Here is a 19148-nt window from a genome sequence, read left to right as displayed (position 1 = left end):
AGGAGGACCGACCGGTGACCATCGCACCGCACCGCCCCGATCGCCACCGTTCGGCACCGACCGCGACAGGTTGGGCCGCGGCGCGGGCGCTGGCTCACCGGCTCCCCGCGCCCCTGCCCGGCGAGTCGGTGCCGCTGGCCTCGGCCATCGGCCGGACCCTGGCTGCGCCGCTGATCGCGGCGGTCCCGCTGCCCGGGTTCGACAACTCCGCGATGGACGGGTACGCGGTGCGCGGTCCGGGCCCGTGGCGGGTGGTCGGCCGCGTCCTGGCCGGTCGCACCCACGCCGTCGCGCCCCTGGTCGAGGGGGCCGCCGTCGAGGTGGCCACCGGCGCCCCCGTCCCGGACCGGGCGGACCGGGTCGTGCCCTACGAGGCCGCCGACCGCGTCGGTGACGTCCTGCGGGCGGCCCCGGGCGATCGCCGGCACATCCGGCGCGTGGGCGAGTACGCCGACCGCGGCCAGGAGCTGGTGCCGGCGGGTTCGCCGGTCACCCCGGCGGTGCTGGGGCTGGCCGCGAGCGTCGGCCTCGACCACCTCACCGTCCGGGCCCGGCCACGGGCACGCCTGCTGATCAGCGGCGACGAGGTGGTCCACGCCGGCCGGCCCCCGTGGGGCAGGGTGCGGGACGCGATCGGCCCGATGCTGGCCCCGCTCCTGTCCGCCTGGGGAGTGAACCTGCTCGATTCCCGGATGGTCGGCGATGAGCCCGGGTGGTTCGTCGAGGCGATCGCGGACAGCACGCGGGACGCCGACGTGACGGTCGTCTGCGGGGCGTCCTCCGTCGGCCCGGCGGACGGGCTGCACGCGTCGCTGCGGCACCTCGGAGCCGTGGCGCACGTGGACGGGGTGCGGTGCCGGCCCGGGCACCCGCAGGTCCTGGCCCAGGCCGGGGCCCGCTGGATCGTCGGCCTGCCGGGCAACCCGTTCGCGGCGCTGGTCGCCACGCTCACGCTGGTCGACCCGCTGCTCACCGGGCTCGCCGGACGGCCGCCGGCCGATCTGGACACCGCCGTCCTCACCGATTCGTTGCGCCCCGACGATCGGAACACCCGGATCGTGCCGGTCCGGCGCGGGGCGCAGGGCCTGCAGGTGGTGGATGGGGCACATCCGGGATACCTGGGCGCGGTGGCAGGCGCCGACGCGCTCGCCGTGGTGCCGCCGGGGTGGCACCACGGCACCCCGGTCGGCCTGCTCGCCCCGCCGTGACAGATGACACGTCCCCCTCGGCCGGGTCTTCCGGCCCTGCCGGGGCGGGTTGGACAGAGCGAGGCTCGTACCGGTTAAGCGGATTCCTGCTTTCCCCTTGACGTCGCGCCAGCAGCACGACGATCCCGACGGAGTTGAACGATGACCGCTATCCGTGACCGGCAGGCCGGAGGCGCCGCCCCGGTCGGGCGCCCCGCTGCCACCTCCGGGGCCGCCCTCCAGCTCGCCATGGCCACCCTCGGCTTCCTGGTGAACTTCTGGGCGTGGGCCCTGCTCGGTCCGCTCGGCCCTGGCATCAAGGAGCGGCTCGGGCTCGGCTTCGCCGCGCAGTCCCTGCTCGTCGCGGTGCCGGTGATCGTGGGCTCGCTGGGACGCATCCCGGTCGGCGCGCTCACCGACCGGTACGGGGCCCGGGTGGTCTTCCCGCTGGTCACTGTCGCCACCATCGTTCCGGTGCTGACCCTCACCACGGTCTCCTCCTACCCGGCGCTGATCGTGACCGGCTTCTTCCTCGGCATCGGCGGCACCGCCTTCGCTGTCGGCGTCCCGCTGGTGTCGGGCTGGTATCCGCCGGCCCGGCGCGGCTTCGCCATCGGCGTGTTCGGCGTCGGCATGGGCGGCACCGCGATCGCCAATTTCACCACCGTCCGGCTCGCCGACGCCTACGGCGAGCGGGCCCCGTTCCTGCTGGTCGCGGCGATCCTGGCGGCGTACGCGGTCCTGTCGTTCCTGCTGCTGCGCGACGCTCCGGGCCGGGCCCGGCCCACCGGGTCGGCCTGGCAGCGGCTCGCCGGCGTCGCCCGGCTGACCGTCACCTGGCAGCTGTGCTTCCTGTACGCGGTCGGGTTCGGCGGGTTCGTGGCCTTCAGCGTGTACCTACCGGCGTACCTGAGCACCGCCTACGGGTTGAGCGCCGTGGACGGTGCCCTGCGGACCGCCGGCTTCGTGGTCCTCGCCGTGCTGGCCCGCCCGGTGGGCGGCTGGCTCTCCGACCGGCTGCACCCGGTGCCGGTGCTGGTGTGGTGCTTCGCCGGGGTGGCCGGATTCGCCGTCGTACAGGCGTTCCAGCCGGCCCTGATGCCGGTAGCCACCGTCGCGCTGCTCGGCATGGCGGTGCTGCTCGGTGCGGCCAGCGGGGCGGTGTTCGCCCTGGTCGGCAAGGTCGCCCCCGTCGACCGGGTGGGTGCGGTCACCGGGCTGGTCGGGGCCGCCGGCGGGCTCGGCGGATTCGTGCCGCCGCTGGTGATGGGCTGGGTGTACGGGTTGCAGGGCTCCTACGCCATCGGGCTGATGCTGCTCTCCGACGTGGCGCTGGCCGCCGCGGTGTTCACCGCGGTGAAGATGGGGGGCCTGGCCCGCCGCGCCGGGTGACGCTCGTCGGTCCTGAGCGGACGGACCCGGGCAGGAGGAACGCCGCCCGGCGGCACCCTCACCCCGCTTCGACGCCGCGTCAGCGCAGCGTGGCGCGTCGCGGCGGCGATGTGGTGGCGGCCGTGCGGCGTACGATCAGAATGGTGCGGGTCCGTGGCCTGCCAACGACACCAACACCTGCGTGGCGAGCAGCTTGCGTATGCCGGTGACGGCGACTGTCCCCACCCGATCGTAGGGCAGTTCCAACTGCAGCCCCTGCACCGCGTTGCGAAGGTCCGTCGTGATTTCGTCCGGACGGAACGTGCCGCCCCAGCCGTTGAGTCCTCCGCGCTGGTTGGTGCTGAGGGAAGCCATGCCGGAGATGCAGGCGCCGTCGACCAGGATCAGCCTCGCCGGACCGGAGTAGGTCGTCGTCATAGTCATCAACCCTTCAGGATGTGACGCCGTACACCCCGGGTCCCGGCTGTCCGACAGTCGTCAGGAGGTGCGGCGTCGAGTCCGGCCATGGTGTGTCACACCCGGCCGAAGACCGGCGCCCGAGGTCCGAATCGATCCAGAGAGGAGAACACGGGGGCGGTACGGAGCCGGCTCCACACCGAGATGACCGGCCTTCTGCCGATCAGACGTTTTCGTGCTGCCGGGGCGCATGAGACGCCGAACGGCGGCCCGCTGAACCAGTCGGGCCGCCGTTCACAGAACGTGGATCAGAGCGGGCGGATGTTCTCCGCCTGCGGGCCCTTCTGGCCCTGGGTGATGTCGAACTCCACCTTCTGGTTCTCGTCGAGGCTGCGGAAGCCGCTCGCCGAGATCGCGGAGAAGTGGGCGAAGACGTCGGCGCCGCCGTCGTCCGGGCTGATGAAGCCGAAGCCCTTGTCGGCGTTGAACCACTTCACGGTGCCTGTAGTCATGTCTGCTCCTTCGCAGGCTGTCAGAGACCGCCCTGTGCGGACCCTTTACGCCGCCGCGTTGATCACCCGCGTCGAAACGACACGAAAACGAAAAGCGCCTGGATGGGTTTCAGATGCCCCACCAGGCGCCGGAAAACGTCTACGGAAATCAAAACTGCAACCCGGTTACCGTAGCACATGATCCGTCGCGGATCACGCGGCGGTGAGCGGACCTGGCCACCGAGCTTGCTTCCCTGCGGCGGCGCGCCCGGACCCACGCCGCGCTCGCCGACGCGGCGCGCTGGCGCGCGGATCCAACTCATCCTCGGTTTCGATGGTTCGATAGGCACTGATGGAGGCCGATTGCCGATAGTGTTCTCCCCTGCACTGTCCGCGCGTCCGGAAGGGTTCCGCCATGAACTTTGGTCGTCGGCGGCTGTCGCGAACTGTCTCCGCCGTGCTGCTCCTCCTCGCCGGGCTGGCCGGCCCCGCCGCTCCCGCCGAGGCGGCGAGGCGGGGTCCGGACCTCGCGGTCGACGCGTCCGGGACGACGATCCCGCTCGGGGTCGAGCGGAAGGTCGCCTATCTGAAGATCAGCAACCTGGGGGACGAGACCCCGAGCGACGTCGTCGTCTACGTCCGCCAGCCGTCGGAGGGCCCTGACCCCTTGCCGGTCGCCCTGATCTGGCATTCCGGAGGTGTGGGCGAGTGCGACGGCGACGTCGGGGGGTTCTACTGCCGACTGTTGCCGGAGCTGATCCCGGGGCCGGGCGAAACCGTCGACGTTCCCATCGACGCGACCGCCTACGGGGCTGCGGAGCCCTACGAGGGCAGGTTCGAAGCTTCCGTCAGCATCAGGCCGGACGAGGACGCGAATCCGGCCGACAACACCAGATGGTTCCCGCTGACGCTGGTCGACCGGTCCAGTGCCGACCTCTCGTTGGTCGCCCGGGACGTGAAGCAGTCGGTGCGGATCGGCGGTGACGGCACGCCCAGGCCCAGCGGGACGCTGAACCCGGGTGAGACGGGTGCGGTGTGGCACACCGTCGCCAACCAGGGCCGGAAAGCGGTCAGCGGAGTGCGGGTCACGCTGCGCCTGCCCAAGGGTGTGACCTTCACCAGGCAGCCGACCCTGTGCGTGCTCGCCGACGCCGGGCGGTCGGCGGTCTGCACCTACGCGAGCCTCACCCTCGTTCCGGCCGCCGAGGACACCGACCCGAACGACACGATCTACTCGGCGGTCGAGCTGTACAACCTGGTGACGACTGCGGCATCGGCCACCGCGCCGGCGACGTTGCGGGGCGGAACCGTACGGGTGGAGGGCCTCGCCGAGCGGCCGACGAACGACCGCTCCACGCCTGCGCGGACCGAGCTGCCCGCGAACGCCGTCGCCGTACGGGTGGCCGACGCGGACCACAGCGACAATCAGGACGGGTTCGCCGTGGTGCTGGCCGCGAAGAGCGGCGGCGGTGACGGCGACGGTGACGGCGACGGCGGCAGTGATGGCGGCAGTGATGGCGTCGGCGGCGGTGACGGCGACGGCGGGTTGCCGGTCACCGGGCCGCAGGCCGGGCTGATCGGCGGAATCGGCATCGTGGCGCTGGCGGCCGGAGGTGTGTTGTTCCTCGCCGCCCGGCGTCGCCGGCTGATCCTGGTGACCCCCGAGGACGAGAGGCCGGCAGCCTGATCCGCCTCGTCGGCCGGCGAGGGCCGTCCAGGTGCGGGCGGGACGGGAGGCCGTCCCGCCCGTGGGCGTCGCTCGGCCGCGACTGTCTCGTGCCGACCCGGCGGGCGAGTGATCTGATCGGCGCCCGGCCGTCCGCGGTCGGCTGACGAGGCGTCCGGCGACCTGGTTGAATATGCTCGACACGTGGAGGACAGCGAGCAGATGGTGCTGGCCGGGATGCTGCAGTCGGCGGAGGACGCCGCACCGGTGGAGGCGGTCGAGGCCGTCACCGGTGCCATCGCGACCGGGTTGGGCGCGATCGGTGTCTCGCTGCTGATCGCCGACCTGGGCGGTCGGGCGCTGGTGCGGCTGACCCACCAGCCGACCGCCGATGGCCCCGAGCGACGTCAGGATGAGGAGGCCGCCGAGGTCCTGCCGTTCGACGGCGGCCCGTACGAGCAGGCACTGCGGCAGCAGGTCACCCAGGTGCTACCCGGTGACGGCCGGTGGAGGGTGCTCTCACCGGTCACCGACCGCGGTGAGGCGATCGGCCTGTTGGAGATCGACCTCCCGGACGAGCCGGACGAGGACGTGATCGCGCAGCTCGCCCGTGCCGCGCACGCGCTGGCGTTCGTGGTCATCGCCAACCGCCGGCACACCGACCTGTTCGAGTGGGGCCAGCGCAGCACCCCGTTCACCCTCTCCGCGGAGATCCAACGCCGGCTGCTGCCCGCCTCGTTCACCTGCGAGGCCGGCGCGTTCGCCCTGTCCGGGTGGCTGGAGCCCGCCGCGAGTGTCGGTGGGGACACCTTCGACTACAGCCTCGCCCGGGACCTGCTGCACCTCAGCGTCACCGACGCGATGGGCCACGGCGTGGCCAGCGCGCTGACCGCCACCCTCGGGGTGGGCAGCCTGCGCAACACTCGGCGCCGCGGCGTCGGCCTCGTCGCACAGGCCGAGGAGGCGAACCGGGCCATCGCGGAGCACGCGAACGTCCGCGGCGCGTACGTGACCGCCCTGCTCGGCCGCGTCGATCTGCCCACCGGGCGCTGTGAACTGCTCAACGCCGGGCACGTCCCGCCGATGCTGGTCCGTGACGAGCGGGTCGCACCGGTGGAACTGCCCGGCAACTTCCCGCTGGGCATGTTCCCGGACGAGCGCTACCGCAGCGCGGAGATCTCGCTGCGGCCCGGCGACCGGCTGGTGGTCGTCACCGACGGGATGCGGGAACGCAACGCGGCCGACCTCGACCTGGCCGCCGCCCTGCTCGAGATCGCCCACCTGCACCCTCGCGAGGCGGTCCGGGCGCTGTCCGACGCGGTGCTGGCGGCCGCCGGGCCGGTCCTGGCCGACGACGCCACCATGCTCATCGTCGACTGGTACGACGGCCACGGGCCGCGACGCAGCGCCGGCGGCGCCGACCCCGCCCGCACCAGCAGCCGCCCCCGGTGAGAAGGGGCTCAGGACACCGCCGGTGACGCCTCCTCGGCGTCCTGCACGGTGTCGAAGAGGCTGATGACCCGGTCCACCGAGGTCACCGAGAACAATTGCCGCACCGGCGGGCGAGCCCCGACCAGACCGAGCCAGCCGTCCCGCTCCCGCAGGTCCTTGTAGGCGAGCACCAGGGCGCCCAGGCCGCTGGAGTCCATGAACCCGACATTGGCGAGGTCGACCACCACCACCCGGGCACCGCCCTGCACCACCTCGGACAACCGGTCGCGCAACTGCGGGGTGGTGCTCATGTCCAGTTCACCGGCGACCTCCACCACCGTGCCGACACGCCCCCGCCGGGTCGTCAACGCGAAATCCACAAGATCCCCTCAATCCGGCATCCCGACCGCTCGCGGTGCCTGTCTACGTCCATTCCCCACCGTGCCAGAACATCGCCCCGACCGCCTCCCGTAGGGCCCACCGGGTGTGGCGAGGAACGCGGCGCACGGCGTGCTCCCATCGGTGCGCAGCCACCCTCGCCGGCCGGGACCGGAACTCTCACGGCACCGCGAATCGAAACCTCCCGCCTGGGTATGGCAGGGTGGTCGGACGGATGACGCACGGGTCGGGGAGGAACTGCGCGATGCGGGTGAGCATGACCATGTCACTCCCCCGCCAACCGTCGTCGGCGACCCACGCCCGCCGCATACTCACCACCCTGCTGAGCCTCACCGACGCCGGCGAGGACACCCGTGCCAACCTGGCGGTGGTGATCAGCGAGGCGTGCTCCAACGCGGTGGTCCACGCTGACCCCGGCACCACCGTCGACATCACCATCAGTATCGACGACCACATCTGCGTCCTCGAGGTCCGCAACCGCGGCAACACCCCGGACAACACCACGCTCGACGCCGGTCTCCCCGCCCCGCTCACCATCGGCGGCCGTGGGCTGCCCCTGATCGCCGCGCTCGCCGACACGGCCACCTTCGTCACCGGACCACCGAATCAGGTGCTGCTACGTATCACCAAACACCTCACCGACGTCGGAGCGGCACCGAGCCGCTGACCGGTCGCGGGCGTGCTGGCCAGTCGGCCGACGCTACTGCTTCTCGTTCTGCCGGAGGGCTTCCTCGAGTTGATCCTCCAGGATGATGATCCGGCAGGCGGCCTCCAGGGCGGTGCCCTGGTCGACCATCTCCCGGGCCCGGGCGGCCAGGCGCATCTGGTAGCGGGAGTAGCGGCGGTGCCCGCCGCCGGAGCGGTGTGGATTGATCAGTTTCGCCTCGTCCAGGCGGCGCAGGAAGTCCTGCGTGGTGCCGAGCATCTCCGCGGCCTGGCCGATGGTGTAGGCCGGGTAGTTCTCATCGCCGAACATGTCCTCGGGGTTCTGCCCCATGTCACCTCCACGTCGAGGGCCCCGGCGCTTACGCGCCGGGGCCCAGGGTTACGGGTCAGAACACCATCTGCCGACAGGAACGTCGGTTTGTCGTATCCGCACCAGCCGTCATCGACGGCTCCGGGTGCGAGGATCGCATATGCGTGACCGAAGACCACCTCTCGTTCGATGGAAACTGCGGTGTCCGCCCGGCCTGACATGACGGCCGACGGCGGGCGATCCAACGGTGTACGGCCCTCCCTTTCCTCTGCTACTTCTACTACTTCTTTCGCCTTGCTGTCGTACGGTCCGCCGGCGCCGGAGCCCACGCGACTTCATGGCCCCGACACGTGCGGCGAACATCAGCTGGAGCCCTGGAAAGAGCATTGGCCCCACCTGCGTCCCGGCGTATGAACCACCGGGCCTGACGTGCTCCTACTGCATGCCGGAGGGAACGGTGAAGCCTGTTCCTCTCCTCGCCACCCGTCGTGGCCTCACGGCCGGGCGGCCCCGTCTGCGTCTTGACGGATCTTTTCTCTCGACTCGAAGAAGAGTATGCCACACCGCAGAAGATGTCTAGTCCCACCAACCTAGATTTTCTGACCGTCGCTCACCAGGATGACTGGTCCCGCCGAACCCGGGGCAGTGCTCGAAGTTCCCCCCACGGCGACAGCGGCACCGCCGATACGCACAGTGCCGCTGTCGCCGTGAGGGCCTTGCTCCCGCCGGTGCTGGTCGTTACCGCCGGAGGGCGGTCGCGGCGGGGGTCCAGGTCGACTCGTCCTCGACGTCGGCGACCGTGATCCCCTTGGCCACCTTCTCCAGCTCGGCCCGGGGCAGCTTGTTGCCCAGGCCGGAGGCGCTGACCTGGAGGGCGACCCTGCCGTCGGCGCTCCAGACGTTGCAGAAACCGCCGACCGCGGGGCCGCCGTCGGGGACCCGCCGGTCGGATCCGTCGTAGCACCTCGTCACGCCGGGCTCCGGCGACTGGTTCGAGCTGGTGCTCGGCGTGACGAAGATGTGGAACCCGTCGGTGATGGTGCCCTCGACCGCGTCGTACGGCGCGGTCAGGCCCGTGGTGGGCGCGGCCGGCCTGGTGTACGTCGCGCCGCCGTAGTCACCGGCACGGGCCGTGGCGATGCCGCTGAGGCCGGGCATCGCGTGCGTGCCGGTCTGCAGCGGCACGTAGCCGGCCGGCACGTAGCCCACCGTGAACGGCACCAGGGCCGGCGTCGGACTGCTGGGCTTCAGGCCCTCGATCAGGCCACCCAGGTCCTCGAAGCTCGGCGTGGCCGCGTCGCTGGAGAACGACGTGACGGCCGCCCAGGCGTTCTCGGCGTACTCCCAGGCGAACAGCTTGTTGCCCTCGTCCACCCGGTCCCACGGGTCGAGGCCGACCGGCACCGTCGCCTGCACGGCCCGGTGCCCGGCCACGGTGACGCTCCTGCCGTCGGGGATCCCGGCGGGGTCGAAGGCGCCCGGCCGGTAGACGGTCAGGTACGCCCACAGGGACGGCTTCCCTCCGGCGGCCTTCTTCTTCTGCTTGAGGACGTCGCCCCGCGCCTCGGCCTCCTCCGCCGTGACGGGCTTGTCGTTCGAGGTGTGGCCGTCGGAGTAGACGGAGGCGATCTGGTACCCGACGGACGTGACGATCGGGTCCTGCACGTGCAGCGTGCCGGCGTCGTACCCCTGGAAGGTGAAGGTGAACGGCGAGGTGTCCGGCCACCGGGCCTCGGCCCCCTGGGACGTCGCCGCGCCGGCCGGGGCCGGGGTGGCCGGGGTGTCCCGCTCGGCGCCCAGGGTCGGCAGCACGAACGCGCCGGTGACCGCGATCGCGACCAGACCGGCCGCGCCGGCCGACGCGAACCCGGCACGACGACGCCGCTCGGCCCGACGCCCCGCCGCGACGATGTCGTCGGCGGTGCGGGCCATCGGCGGCTCGTCGCCGGTCACGGCATCCACGAGATCACGCAACTGCATTTGTCCACTCCTCCATCGGCTGCCCGGTGAGATTGATGTGTTCGCCGCCGAGCGACTCGCGCAGCTTCGCCAGGCCCCGGGAGACCTGACTCTTGGCCGTGCCGACCGTGCAGTCGAGGACGCGGGCCGTGTCCTCCAGGCTCAGGTCCAGGTAGTGCCGGAGCACCACGGCGGCCCGCTGCCGAGCCGGCACGGCGTCGAGCGCCGCCCGCAGGCGCATCCGCTCGTCGGTCGCGCCGGCCGGGTCCCGGAACGCGAGGTCGGGCATGGCGTCGCCGACCGACCGCTCACGTCGCCAGGGGCGACGGGTCTCGTCGACCGCGGCCCGGTAGACCATGGTCTTGACGTAGAGATCGGGCCGTTCCAGCTTTCGCCAGCGGGGGTAGAGCTTGACCAGCGCGTTGGCCACGGCGTCCTCCGCCGTGTGCCAGTCGCCGCAGGTCATGTACGCCAGCTTCCGCAGCGACGCCATCTGTGACGTCACGAACTCGCGGAATGCTTGCTCGTCTTCGGCTTTCACGTCGACTGCCTCCTCGTGACGGAGGTAGAACGGAGCCACCCGCCCGGGACGTTGCACGGTCCGGGGAAGTAGTTCGGGCGAGGTTGTCCGCCGGCGGCTCAGGGCGCGCGTGTCACGGGGCGCGGCGACATCCGGCGAGCAGGCGGGCGACCACGTCCCATTGTGGACGGGGCAGGCGCACTTCCAGCCACGGCGCGGTACGCCGGTAGAACTCGTCGAACGCCCGCCGATTCCCACGGGCGACGCGGCGGACGAGTTCACCCTCGTCCGCCGCGTCCATGCCTGTTCTCACACCCGGTAGGACGACGGGCCGGTCCGGCCGGAGTCCCGATCCAGTGTGGTCCGCGTCGCTCGACGCCTAGCCGGTGATCACCGGCCAGGCGTACGCCAGCAGGGCGCAGGCCGCCCCGAGCAGCGCGAGCGAAACGCCCCGGGTGGGGATGGGCAACGCGGCGAGCACGATCAGGATGACCGCGACCAGGTAGAGAAACGCTTGCACCGACATGGCAGTCTCCTCGGGATCGGCTGACGGGCGGTGTGCCTCTACCCCCGCCGGACCGACCGCGAAACCCGCCTGCCTGCGCCACAAGTTGCTGCCCAGCTCGTGAGGGACGTGAGGGCATGTTCGAGCGTCCTGGCCCCCGGAGGAGCGACTCGACTCAGCGCGGCAACGATTCCTGGTCGGCCAGCACGACCAGTTCGTCGGAGCGCGCCGACAGCGCCGTCCGCACTTCGTCGATCCAGACCTCATAGCCGACCGGCGGCCCCGACGGCCCCCACAGCGCGCCCATGATGGTGGCCGTCCGTCCCTGGTGGGGGTCGCGGAGCAGACGTACCCGGGTGCCCGGGGCGTGACCGTCGTCGGCGACGATGAGAAGCGCGTCCAGGATCTGCCGGACGCCCACGATCGGCAGCCCATCCACAGCACCGCCGGCTCCCGGTCGAGCAGCCGACGGGCCTCACGGTCCAGCTCGGCACAGGCCATGTCGAGCGCGGTCTCCTCACCCATCTCGGAGATCCACGCCAGGTCACCCACCTCGGGCAGCAGCCCTGGCGACTCGGCCGCGACGACGATGTACGACATCGCGAGCAACTCTTGGCGCCCTTCACCGTGGTAGAGCGGCCCCACCCCGGTGCCCTTGGGCCCCCGGGTGGGCGGAAACCGCTCGACGAGGTGTTGGGCGCGCCCGTCGGGCAGTGCCCCGGCCCGCCGGGTGTCCGCCACCCGCTCTTCGAAGGACCGCCGTTCGCGGCGTTCGACGAGCAGTTGGCGGTGTGAGTCGAAGCCGGTCGGATAGATCGTGCGTCCGTAGCTGGAGAGGATCTCGCCGGGCTGGAGACCGACCGTCGCGAGCTGCCGGGCGGCCACCGAGTAGGCGACTCCGGTCCGGGCGGCCTGTTCCCGGATCGCCCGCTTGCGGGCGCGCCCCGGGCGTGGGGTGCTCCGCGGGTTCTGATCAGACATGGCGCCTCCGGTGCAGCCCCACGCCCTCCACCGAACGGCGGCGTGGCGGGCACGCCGAAAGCTCGACACGAACCGCGCGGAGTCGGAGACTCTTGGCCCCAGGACGTGATCAGGCGTGGGCTGTCACATCGGGCGCGGGCAGGCGCTCTGCCTGCCGCCATGATATCGCGATGCCACCACCGTTTCGGACGACGCCCACCGCCGGCTGCGTCAGCCTGTCGCACGCCGACCTGGTCGGCGTGCTCCGGTGGCTCGACCCGGCCGCGCAACCGCGCATCGTGATGTGCCCGCTGGACAGCCCCGGCCGCTACTGACCGGTCCGGCCGGCGGGCCCGGCGCGGAAGGTGGTCCTCCGCGCCGGGCCCTTGGTGTCGGGCGAGGTCAGCCGGCGGTGCAGCTGGCCGTCGCGCCGGGGCCGGTGCCGGTGCCCTGGAAGCCGAAGTTGGTCGACTGTCCGGCGCCGACGCTTCCGTTGTAGCCCACGTTGGTGAACCGGATGGTCCCACTGGTGCCGCTGGCCTGTGCGCTCCAGACGCCGGTGATCGCGGCGCCGCCGGGCAGCGTGATGGTCACGGTCCAGCCGTTCAGGCTCGTGGAGCCGGCGGTGACCGTCACGCTCGCGGTGAATCCGCCGGACCACTGGTTGAGCACCACCGACGCGGAGCAGCCGTTCCCGGTCGGCGGCGGCGTCGTGGTCGGCGGCGCGGTCGTCGGCGGGGTCGTGGTCGGCGGCGCGGTGGTCGGCGGCGCGGTGGTCGGCGGCGCGGTCGTCGGCGGCGCGGTCGTCGGCGGAGTGGTGACCGGCGGGTTGGGCGCGCCGTTGGCCAGGCTGAAGGCCAGGTCCGGCTGGAACGAACCGGCCGTGTAGCGGCAGCCGTCCGCCTCGCCCGGCGGCTTCACCCAGAGGTACCCGTCGATGTTGCCGTCGCCGGTGTTCGTCGTCGGGTACATCCCGATGCGCCGGTCGGTGTTGTCGTCGGCGCACCAGTCCCCGCTGGCGCCACCGTTGCGGCTGGTGTCGATGACCTGGCGCTTGCCCGAGATGCCCATGCCGTTGAGGGCGGAGATGACCGCCCGGCCGAAGTTCGCCTCGCTGGAGGTGGGGTTGAAGTTCGACACGTTGGTGAAGAAGCCGTCGGCGTACTGCACGCCGGCGTTCCGGAGCCGGTTGGCCGTCTCGTTGGCGCTGTTCCAGGTGGAGTGGCCGCCGTCGAGGTAGACCTTGGCGTTGGGGTTGCCCGACTTGATGGTCCGGGTGGCCGTCGAGATCGCCTGGTTGCGCGCGTTCAGCTCGGCGCTGCTCAGGCAGGTCAGCAGGGCGAGCGAGTCGGTCTCCAGGATGATGATGGCGGTCTGGTTGCCGAGCCCTCGGGCGAAATTGGACACCCAGGTCTGGTACTGGTTGAGGTCCGGCGCCCCACCGGCACTGGCCCCGCCGCAGTCCCGGTTGGTGATCTCGTACACCGACAGCACCGGGATCTGCTGCGCCGCGTTGGCGGCGCCGATGAACCCGGAGACCTCGGACTGGATCGTCGACGGGTTGAAGTTGGCGAACCAGCGGGCCTGCGGCTGACTCGCGATCTTGTCCCGGATGACGGCGGCCCGCGAGTCGCCGGGGTTGGCGGCGGCCCAGCGGACGACCGCCGAACTCGGGTCGCGGTAGAGCGATCCGGACAGCGTGCCGGCGGACGCGCCGCCGACGGTCAGGCTGACGGCGGCGGCGGTGAGACCGGCGACGGCTGCCGCACCGATGGCTGCGGATCTGCGGCGGCGGAGGGAGAGGATAGCCACGGCGTGTTTCCTCCTGATCACATAGATGTATCTAAGTTCATGGGAGCGTTCCCATGGACGGTAGCGGAGCCGGGCACCGCTGCCAAGATGCGCGGCTGAACTACCCTCGCCGCCGTGGACACTGCGGAGATCGAGGCACCCGTCGTCGGCGTCACCGTCTATCCGGACCGCGCGCGGGTCACCCGCCGCGGCAGCCTCCGGCTCGCCGCAGGTGAACATCGGGTACGCGTCGCGCCGCTCCCGGTCGGCCTGCGGCGGGACTCGATCCGGGTCGGCGGCCGGGGCGCGGCCACCGTGCTCGGCGTGGACGTGACCACCCGGCGCCAGGCCCACAGCACCGACACGCAGGTGGTCGGCCTGGAGCGACGCCATCGCGAGCTGGCCGACGAGCTGATCGAGACCGAGGACGCGGACGGCGTCGAGGAGCAGCGCGGCGAGTTCCTCACCCGGTTGGCCGAGCGCGCCGCCGGCACGTATGCCCGGGCGCTGGCCGCCGGCGACGCGGCGCCGGCCGACGTGGCCGCCTTCTCCGACTCGGTCGCCGCCCAGCTCGCCGAGGTCCGTGGCCGGCGGCGCGGGCTGTCCCGGCGGCGTACCGAACTGGCGGAGGAGATGGCCGCGGTCGAGCGCGATCTCGACGCCGCGCACGGCAAGCGGGAGCCGGACCGACTGGCCGCCGAGGTGACCGTCGCGGTGGAGTCCGACGACGCCGAGGTCGAACTGGAACTGACCTATCTGGTGGACGGCGCCCGTTGGCAGCCCTCCTACGACCTGCGGCTGGTCGACGACACCATGACCGTCACCTGGTTCGGGCTGGTCAGCCAGAGCACCGGGGAGGACTGGCCGGAGTGCGAACTCCGGCTCTCCACCGCCCGGCCGGCGGCGACGACCGGCGTACCCGAGCTGTCGCCCTGGTATCTCGACCGGTTCCGGCCGGCGTCCCCGCGCGCGGCCTCGGCGGACATGCCGCTCGGGATGCCGATGCCGCCAGCGCCCGGCGCGGCGCCGGCCGGCGGCGGCGGCGGTCTCGCCCGGTCCGCAGCGCCCCGGCCCCGGGTGCGGGAGAGCGTCGCCGAGGTTGAGCAGGGAGTCAGCGCGGCCACCTACCGGCCGGCGCGACCCGTGGCGGTGCCCGCCGACGGCAGCGCGCACCGGGCCACGATCGCGGTGCTGGAGCTGCCGGCCCGGCTGGACCACGTGACCGCGCCGGTCCGCGCCGCCGAAGCCCACCTGCGGGCCACCGTGCGCAACACGTCGGACCACACGCTGCTCGCCGGCCCGGCGGCGGTGTTCCACGGCGCGGACTTCGTCGCGTCGACCCGGCTGCCGGTGTGGGCGCCGGGCGAGGAGATCGAGCTGGCGCTCGGGGTGGACGACCGGCTGCGGGTGGAACGGAAGCTGCACCGGCGCACCGAGACGAAGGCCACGCTTGGCTCGACCCGGCGACGGGAGGTGGAATATCGGATCACCGTCGCCAACCACACGTCGCGGCCGGCGGCGGTCGAGGTACGCGACCAACTGCCGGTGTCGCGCGACGAGGCGGTGGTGGTGCGGGAGACGGCGCTGGCGCCGCCGCCGGCCGAGCGCACCGAGCTGGGGGAGGTGACCTGGCGGCTGTCGCTCGCCCCGGGTGACAGCGGCGAGATCACGCTGGGCTTCCGGCTGGAGCTGGCCAAGGGCGTCGAGGTGACCGGCTGGCGGGAGTAGACGTCAGGCGGGCCCCTTGCTATGCAGAATGCGTTGACAAGGGGCCCGCCTGACAAAGCGTCAGTGGCGACGGCGCCCGTACGCCCCGGCGGCGAGGTAGACACCCGCGGCGGCGAAGACGACCTGGAGCAGCAGCTCGATCCAGTCGATGCCGGCGGTGTCGTCGACCCCGAACAGGCCGGCGACCAGGGTGCCCAGGATCGCGGCGACCACACCGATGACCAGGGTGAGCCAGATCGGGATGTTCTGCTTGCCCGGCACCACCAGGCGGCCGAGCGCACCGATGATGAGACCGATGATGATCGCGGTGAGGAAACCGGTAACTTCCACGAGAGCCGTCCTGTTCTTCCGATGATCTGTCGTCTCGTTCGGTGCCCCGATCGACCCGTCGCCCAAACGTGAGGCGCATTTCTTCACGCAACTGTCATGGCCCGACCGGCCAGGTCAGCGCTCCGAGGGCTGTCGCCGGCGAGGCGCGCCCGGCGCGTCCTCCCGGTCGATCCGCAGTTCCCGCTCCAACTCGGCGACCACCGTACGCAGGTCGTCCAGGCGCTGGCTGATCGCGATCCGGTCCACCTCGTCCGGCACCCCGTCGCCGTCGGAGTCGTAGTCCGGGGCCAGTCCTTCGGTCATCTCCAGCCGGCGCGCCTCCTCCATCGAGTTGACGATGACCGCGATGAGGATGTTCAGCAGCAGGTTGACCGCGATCATCACGAAGCTGATGTAGTAGAGCAGCGTCCACGACGACACCTCGAGGCCCTGTTCCAGCAGGTCAGGCAGCGTCTCCAGGGAGAGCAGCACGAACAGCGTCACAAGCGAGCGGCCGATGTCGCCGTACTGCTCCGGGTAGCGGTCGCCGAAGATGAGCCAGCCGGCCATGCCGTAGACGTAGAGGGTGACGCCGGCGAGCGCGAGGAACGCCGCCACGCCGGGCAGGCTGCGCCACAGCGCCGTGACGATGGTGCGCAGGCCGGGCGAGAAGCGGACCAGCCGCAGCACCCGGGCCACCCGGACGAACCGCAGCACGGTCGAGTCGCCGTGCAGCCCCGGTACGAAGATCGCAACGGTCACCAGCAGGTCGAACACGTTCCAGCCGTGCCGGAGGAAGTCCTGCGGCCGGCGGCCGTACGCGAGCACCCGGATGGTGATCTCCACGACGAAGACCACCCGGAACATCCACTCGGTCCAGCGCAGCACCGACGCCGTGGTGCCCGTGTGCGGGTACGTCTCGATGCCCAGCACCGCCCCGTTGGCCATGATGAGCACGACGATCGCGATCTCGAACGGCCGGGACCGGACCATTCGGGCGCACCCGGCCGCCAGTCCTCCTCGCCCGCCGCCCGGACGGCGCTCCCCCCGCTGGGCCGGCACCTCAGCTCGCCGGTCAACCATCCCGACACCCTATTGGGTACCGTCGGCGGGTGATCCGGGCCGACGTGCGTTCCGTCGACACCTCCATCCGCGCGGTGCTGCGCACGCCGCAGGTCCTCCGGGTGCTCCTGGGCAGCCAGATCGGCCGGCTGCCCACCGCCAGCGGCCCGCTCGCGCTGCTGCTCTTCGCCCGCCAGTCGCTGAGCCTGGCCGCCGCCGGCCTGCTGGTCGCCGCCTACACGGCCGGCATGGCGGTGGGGACGCCGCTGCTGGCCCGGGCGGTGGACCGCTGGCGGCAGCCGCCGGTGCTCTGGGCGGCGGCGGTCGTCTCCGGGCTCGGCTTCGGCGCGGTGGCGCTCACCGGCGGGCACCTGGCCGGCGCGGTGACCGGCGCGGTCGTCGCCGGGTTCGGCACCCCACCGCTGGAGGCGTGCCTGCGGACGCTCTGGCCGGCCCTGCTGCCGCCGGCCACGGTGCCCACCGCGTACACGCTGGACATCGCCGTGCAAGAAATGATCTTCGTGGTGGGGCCGCTGGTCACGCTGCTCGCGGTGACCGTCGGCGGGCCGGCCGCCGGGCTGCTCGCCGCCGCCGTGGTGCAGCTCACCGGCACCGCGATGTACGCGCTCAGCCCGGCCGCCCGGGCCTGGCGCGGGGTGGCCGCGGTGCGGCACTGGGCCGGGCCGCTGCGCGTACCCCGGTTCGGGGTGATGATGCTCGGCGTGGTCGGCGTCGGCGCGGCGGTCGGCAGCATCGCGGTGGCGGTGACCGGCTACGCCGAGGCGGCCGGCGACCGGCGGCTCAGTGGCTGGCTGCTGGCGGCGCAGGCGGTCGGCGCGCTGGTCGGCGGCCTGTGCTGGACCCGGGTCCGGCCGGGCGGCCCCGGCCGGCTGCCGCTGCTGGCCGCCGCGCTCACGGCCGGTTTCCTGCCGCTGCTGCTGGCGCCCGGCCCGGTCCCGATGGCCGGCCTGCTCGCGGTGAGCGGGCTGGCGCTGCCGCCGGTGCTGACCGCCGTCTTCCTCACCGCCGAGCGGCTGGCCGAGGCGGGCACGGTGGCCGAGGCGTTCGCCTGGGTGAGCACGGCGTTCGTGGTGGGCAGCGCCGCCGGCTCCGCGCTCGCCGGCGTGTCGGCCGGCCTCCGGTACGGGCTGGTCGTCGCCCCGGCGGCCGCGCTGCTCGGCACGGCGGTGCTGGTGACGGTCGCGGCCCGGGACCGGACGGCCGGGCTCACAGCCAGCCGCGGCGCTTGAACAGCAGGTAGAGCGCGCCGCAGACGGCGAGCATCAGGGCGACCGCGAACAGGTAGCCGTACCGCCAGCCCAACTCCGGCATGTGGGTGAAGTTCATCCCGTAGACGGTGCCGATCAGGGTGGGCGCGAACAGGATCGCCGCCCAGGCGGAGACCCGCTTGACCTCCTCGTTCTGCTCGAAACTGGCGGCGGTGAGGCTGCGCATCTCCTCGTTCTGCGCCTGTGAGACCAGGGTCGCGTTGACGGTGAGGATGCTCTGCAGCAGGTGCCGGAACCCATCCACCCGCTCCACCACCTGGGTGAGGTGGTCGGCCACGTCACGCAGCCGGCGGCGCAGCTCCTCGTCGGTGCGGTAGCGCTCGAAGCCCCGGGTGAGCGCCTCGACGACCTTCAGCAGCGGTCGCGCCGCCCGCTGGAACTGGATCACCTCGCGGCTCAGCTCGTAGATGCGGCGGCTGGCGTTCGGGTCGCCGCCGAACACCTCGGTCTCGATCTCGTCGATGTCGTTCTCCAGGCCGGCCACCACCGGGGCGTAGCCGTCGACCACCCGGTCGAGCACGGCGTACAGGACGGCCTCGGGGCCGAGCGCGAGGACGCCCGGTTCCGCCTCCAGCCGACGCCGCACGGCGGCCAGGTCGGGCGTGCCGCCGTGCCGGACGGTGATCACGAACCCGGGTCCGAGGAAGAGGTGCAGCTCGGCGAACTCGACCGCCTCCCGCGCGTCCAGGTAGTTGGCGGCGCGCAGCACCACGAACAGGGTGTCGTCGTACCGCTCCAGCTTCGGCCGCTGGTGGGCGTTGATCGCGTCCTCGACGGCCAGCTCGGGGAGCTGGAACTCGGCGGCCAGCGAGGCGATCTGTTCCCGGCTGGGCCGGCGCAGCCCGATCCAGGCCATGGCGTCGTGGAGCTGCTGGAGGCAGCGGAACGTGTCGGCGAGGCTGACCGGCGACGCGCGCCGTACGCCACCGACGTAGACGCCGCTGTCGACCAGGCCGGCCGGCCGCTCCGGCTCCGCCGCGCCGGCGACGGCGTGCTCGTCGAGGCGCCGGCCGAAGCCCTCCGGCGGCGGTGCCGCGAACCGGTCGTCCGCCATGCCCCTCCCCCGCTGCTCGGCCGGCTCGCCGAG

21 protein-coding genes are annotated in these 19148 nt (G+C 72.4%); 8 read left to right on the top strand and 13 right to left on the bottom strand.

What is annotated here, in order from left to right:
- Positions 1-14 precede the first annotated feature (14 nt).
- Positions 15-1208, top strand: coding sequence for a molybdopterin molybdotransferase MoeA (locus tag ACGFI2_RS07755; RefSeq protein WP_393512313.1), 1194 nt, complete (start codon positions 15-17; stop codon positions 1206-1208).
- A 141-nt stretch (positions 1209-1349) separates the two neighbouring features.
- Positions 1350-2579, top strand: a complete 1230-nt coding sequence (locus ACGFI2_RS07750) for a nitrate/nitrite transporter (protein ID WP_393512310.1) — start codon at positions 1350-1352, stop codon at positions 2577-2579.
- Between the two features lie 135 nt (positions 2580-2714).
- On the opposite strand, the gene ACGFI2_RS07745 is transcribed toward ACGFI2_RS07750, so the two are convergent.
- The gene (locus ACGFI2_RS07745) at positions 2715-2996 is read right to left on the bottom strand and encodes a hypothetical protein (RefSeq protein WP_393512307.1); all 282 of its coding nucleotides are present in this window, start codon (positions 2994-2996) and stop codon (positions 2715-2717) included.
- A 287-nt stretch (positions 2997-3283) separates the two neighbouring features.
- The gene (locus ACGFI2_RS07740; RefSeq protein ID WP_013283833.1) at positions 3284-3487 is read right to left on the bottom strand and encodes a cold-shock protein; all 204 of its coding nucleotides are present in this window, start codon (positions 3485-3487) and stop codon (positions 3284-3286) included.
- Between the two features lie 394 nt (positions 3488-3881).
- Here ACGFI2_RS07740 and ACGFI2_RS07735 point away from each other — a divergent pair, with 394 nt between their 5' ends.
- Together ACGFI2_RS07735 and ACGFI2_RS07730 are read left to right on the top strand one after the other, a co-directional pair.
- Positions 3882-5153, top strand: a complete 1272-nt coding sequence (locus ACGFI2_RS07735; protein ID WP_393512304.1) for a hypothetical protein — start codon at positions 3882-3884, stop codon at positions 5151-5153.
- A 183-nt stretch (positions 5154-5336) separates the two neighbouring features.
- Positions 5337-6584: a PP2C family protein-serine/threonine phosphatase gene (locus tag ACGFI2_RS07730; RefSeq protein ID WP_393512301.1), complete on the top strand. Its 1248-nt coding sequence runs from the start codon at positions 5337-5339 to the stop codon at positions 6582-6584.
- Between the two features lie 8 nt (positions 6585-6592).
- On the opposite strand, the gene ACGFI2_RS07725 is transcribed toward ACGFI2_RS07730, so the two are convergent.
- On the bottom strand, positions 6593-6931 hold the full coding sequence (locus ACGFI2_RS07725; protein ID WP_393512298.1) for an STAS domain-containing protein: 339 nt from the start codon (positions 6929-6931) through the stop codon (positions 6593-6595).
- 275 nt (positions 6932-7206) lie between these two features.
- Between ACGFI2_RS07725 and ACGFI2_RS07720 the strand changes: the two genes are divergently transcribed.
- A complete protein-coding gene (locus tag ACGFI2_RS07720; RefSeq protein ID WP_393512295.1) occupies positions 7207-7629 on the top strand; it encodes an ATP-binding protein in 423 nt (140 codons plus the stop codon).
- 33 nt (positions 7630-7662) lie between these two features.
- On the opposite strand, the gene ACGFI2_RS07715 is transcribed toward ACGFI2_RS07720, so the two are convergent.
- From ACGFI2_RS07715 to ACGFI2_RS07690, 6 genes are all read right to left on the bottom strand, one after another.
- The gene (locus ACGFI2_RS07715; RefSeq protein WP_393512292.1) at positions 7663-7959 is read right to left on the bottom strand and encodes a helix-turn-helix domain-containing protein; all 297 of its coding nucleotides are present in this window, start codon (positions 7957-7959) and stop codon (positions 7663-7665) included.
- A gap of 717 nt (positions 7960-8676) precedes the next feature.
- A complete protein-coding gene (locus ACGFI2_RS07710; RefSeq protein WP_393512289.1) occupies positions 8677-9918 on the bottom strand; it encodes a hypothetical protein in 1242 nt (413 codons plus the stop codon).
- Positions 9905-10438 (bottom strand): SigE family RNA polymerase sigma factor, encoded by a 534-nt coding sequence (locus tag ACGFI2_RS07705; RefSeq protein ID WP_393512287.1) that lies wholly within the window; start codon positions 10436-10438, stop codon positions 9905-9907. Before ACGFI2_RS07705 ends, ACGFI2_RS07710 begins: the two co-directional genes overlap by 14 nt.
- 112 nt (positions 10439-10550) lie before the next feature.
- Positions 10551-10718: a hypothetical protein gene (locus tag ACGFI2_RS07700; protein ID WP_393512284.1), complete on the bottom strand. Its 168-nt coding sequence runs from the start codon at positions 10716-10718 to the stop codon at positions 10551-10553.
- 78 nt (positions 10719-10796) lie between these two features.
- Complete coding sequence (locus ACGFI2_RS07695; protein WP_393512281.1) at positions 10797-10943, bottom strand: hypothetical protein; 147 nt, start codon at positions 10941-10943, stop codon at positions 10797-10799.
- Positions 10944-11097: 154 nt separating this feature from the next.
- Entirely contained in the window at positions 11098-11343 is a 246-nt protein-coding gene (locus ACGFI2_RS07690; protein ID WP_393512278.1) for a hypothetical protein, read from the bottom strand.
- Between the two features lie 730 nt (positions 11344-12073).
- Between ACGFI2_RS07690 and ACGFI2_RS07685 the strand changes: the two genes are divergently transcribed.
- On the top strand, positions 12074-12217 hold the full coding sequence (locus ACGFI2_RS07685) for a hypothetical protein (protein WP_393512275.1): 144 nt from the start codon (positions 12074-12076) through the stop codon (positions 12215-12217).
- A gap of 67 nt (positions 12218-12284) precedes the next feature.
- On the opposite strand, the gene ACGFI2_RS07680 is transcribed toward ACGFI2_RS07685, so the two are convergent.
- Entirely contained in the window at positions 12285-13694 is a 1410-nt protein-coding gene (locus ACGFI2_RS07680; protein ID WP_393512273.1) for a glycoside hydrolase family 6 protein, read from the bottom strand.
- Positions 13695-13808: 114 nt separating this feature from the next.
- Between ACGFI2_RS07680 and ACGFI2_RS07675 the strand changes: the two genes are divergently transcribed.
- On the top strand, positions 13809-15401 hold the full coding sequence (locus tag ACGFI2_RS07675) for a mucoidy inhibitor MuiA family protein (protein WP_393512270.1): 1593 nt from the start codon (positions 13809-13811) through the stop codon (positions 15399-15401).
- Positions 15402-15461: 60 nt separating this feature from the next.
- Here the strand turns inward: ACGFI2_RS07675 and ACGFI2_RS07670 are convergent, their stop codons facing one another.
- Both ACGFI2_RS07670 and ACGFI2_RS07665 read right to left on the bottom strand, forming a co-directional pair.
- Complete coding sequence (locus tag ACGFI2_RS07670; RefSeq protein WP_393512267.1) at positions 15462-15731, bottom strand: GlsB/YeaQ/YmgE family stress response membrane protein; 270 nt, start codon at positions 15729-15731, stop codon at positions 15462-15464.
- A 114-nt stretch (positions 15732-15845) separates the two neighbouring features.
- Positions 15846-16703 carry an ion transporter gene (locus ACGFI2_RS07665; protein WP_393512264.1) on the bottom strand — a complete coding sequence of 286 codons (858 nt, stop codon included), beginning with the start codon at positions 16701-16703 and terminating at the stop codon, positions 15846-15848.
- Between the two features lie 119 nt (positions 16704-16822).
- Here ACGFI2_RS07665 and ACGFI2_RS07660 point away from each other — a divergent pair, with 119 nt between their 5' ends.
- Positions 16823-18022, top strand: coding sequence for an MFS transporter (locus tag ACGFI2_RS07660; RefSeq protein WP_393512261.1), 1200 nt, complete (start codon positions 16823-16825; stop codon positions 18020-18022).
- Here the strand turns inward: ACGFI2_RS07660 and corA are convergent.
- Positions 18000-19115 carry a magnesium/cobalt transporter CorA gene (gene corA, locus ACGFI2_RS07655; protein WP_393512258.1) on the bottom strand — a complete coding sequence of 372 codons (1116 nt, stop codon included), beginning with the start codon at positions 19113-19115 and terminating at the stop codon, positions 18000-18002. The genes ACGFI2_RS07660 and corA overlap by 23 nt on opposite strands.
- Positions 19116-19148: the final 33 nt, after the last annotated feature.

Origin of the sequence: Micromonospora sp. NPDC049282 (assembly GCF_043197045.1) — a bacterium.
In the GTDB taxonomy this organism is placed as follows: Bacteria; Actinomycetota; Actinomycetes; order Mycobacteriales; family Micromonosporaceae; genus Micromonospora.
The sequence above is the reverse complement of the archived record's forward strand: the minus strand, read 5'-3'. Positions and strand labels throughout refer to the sequence as shown.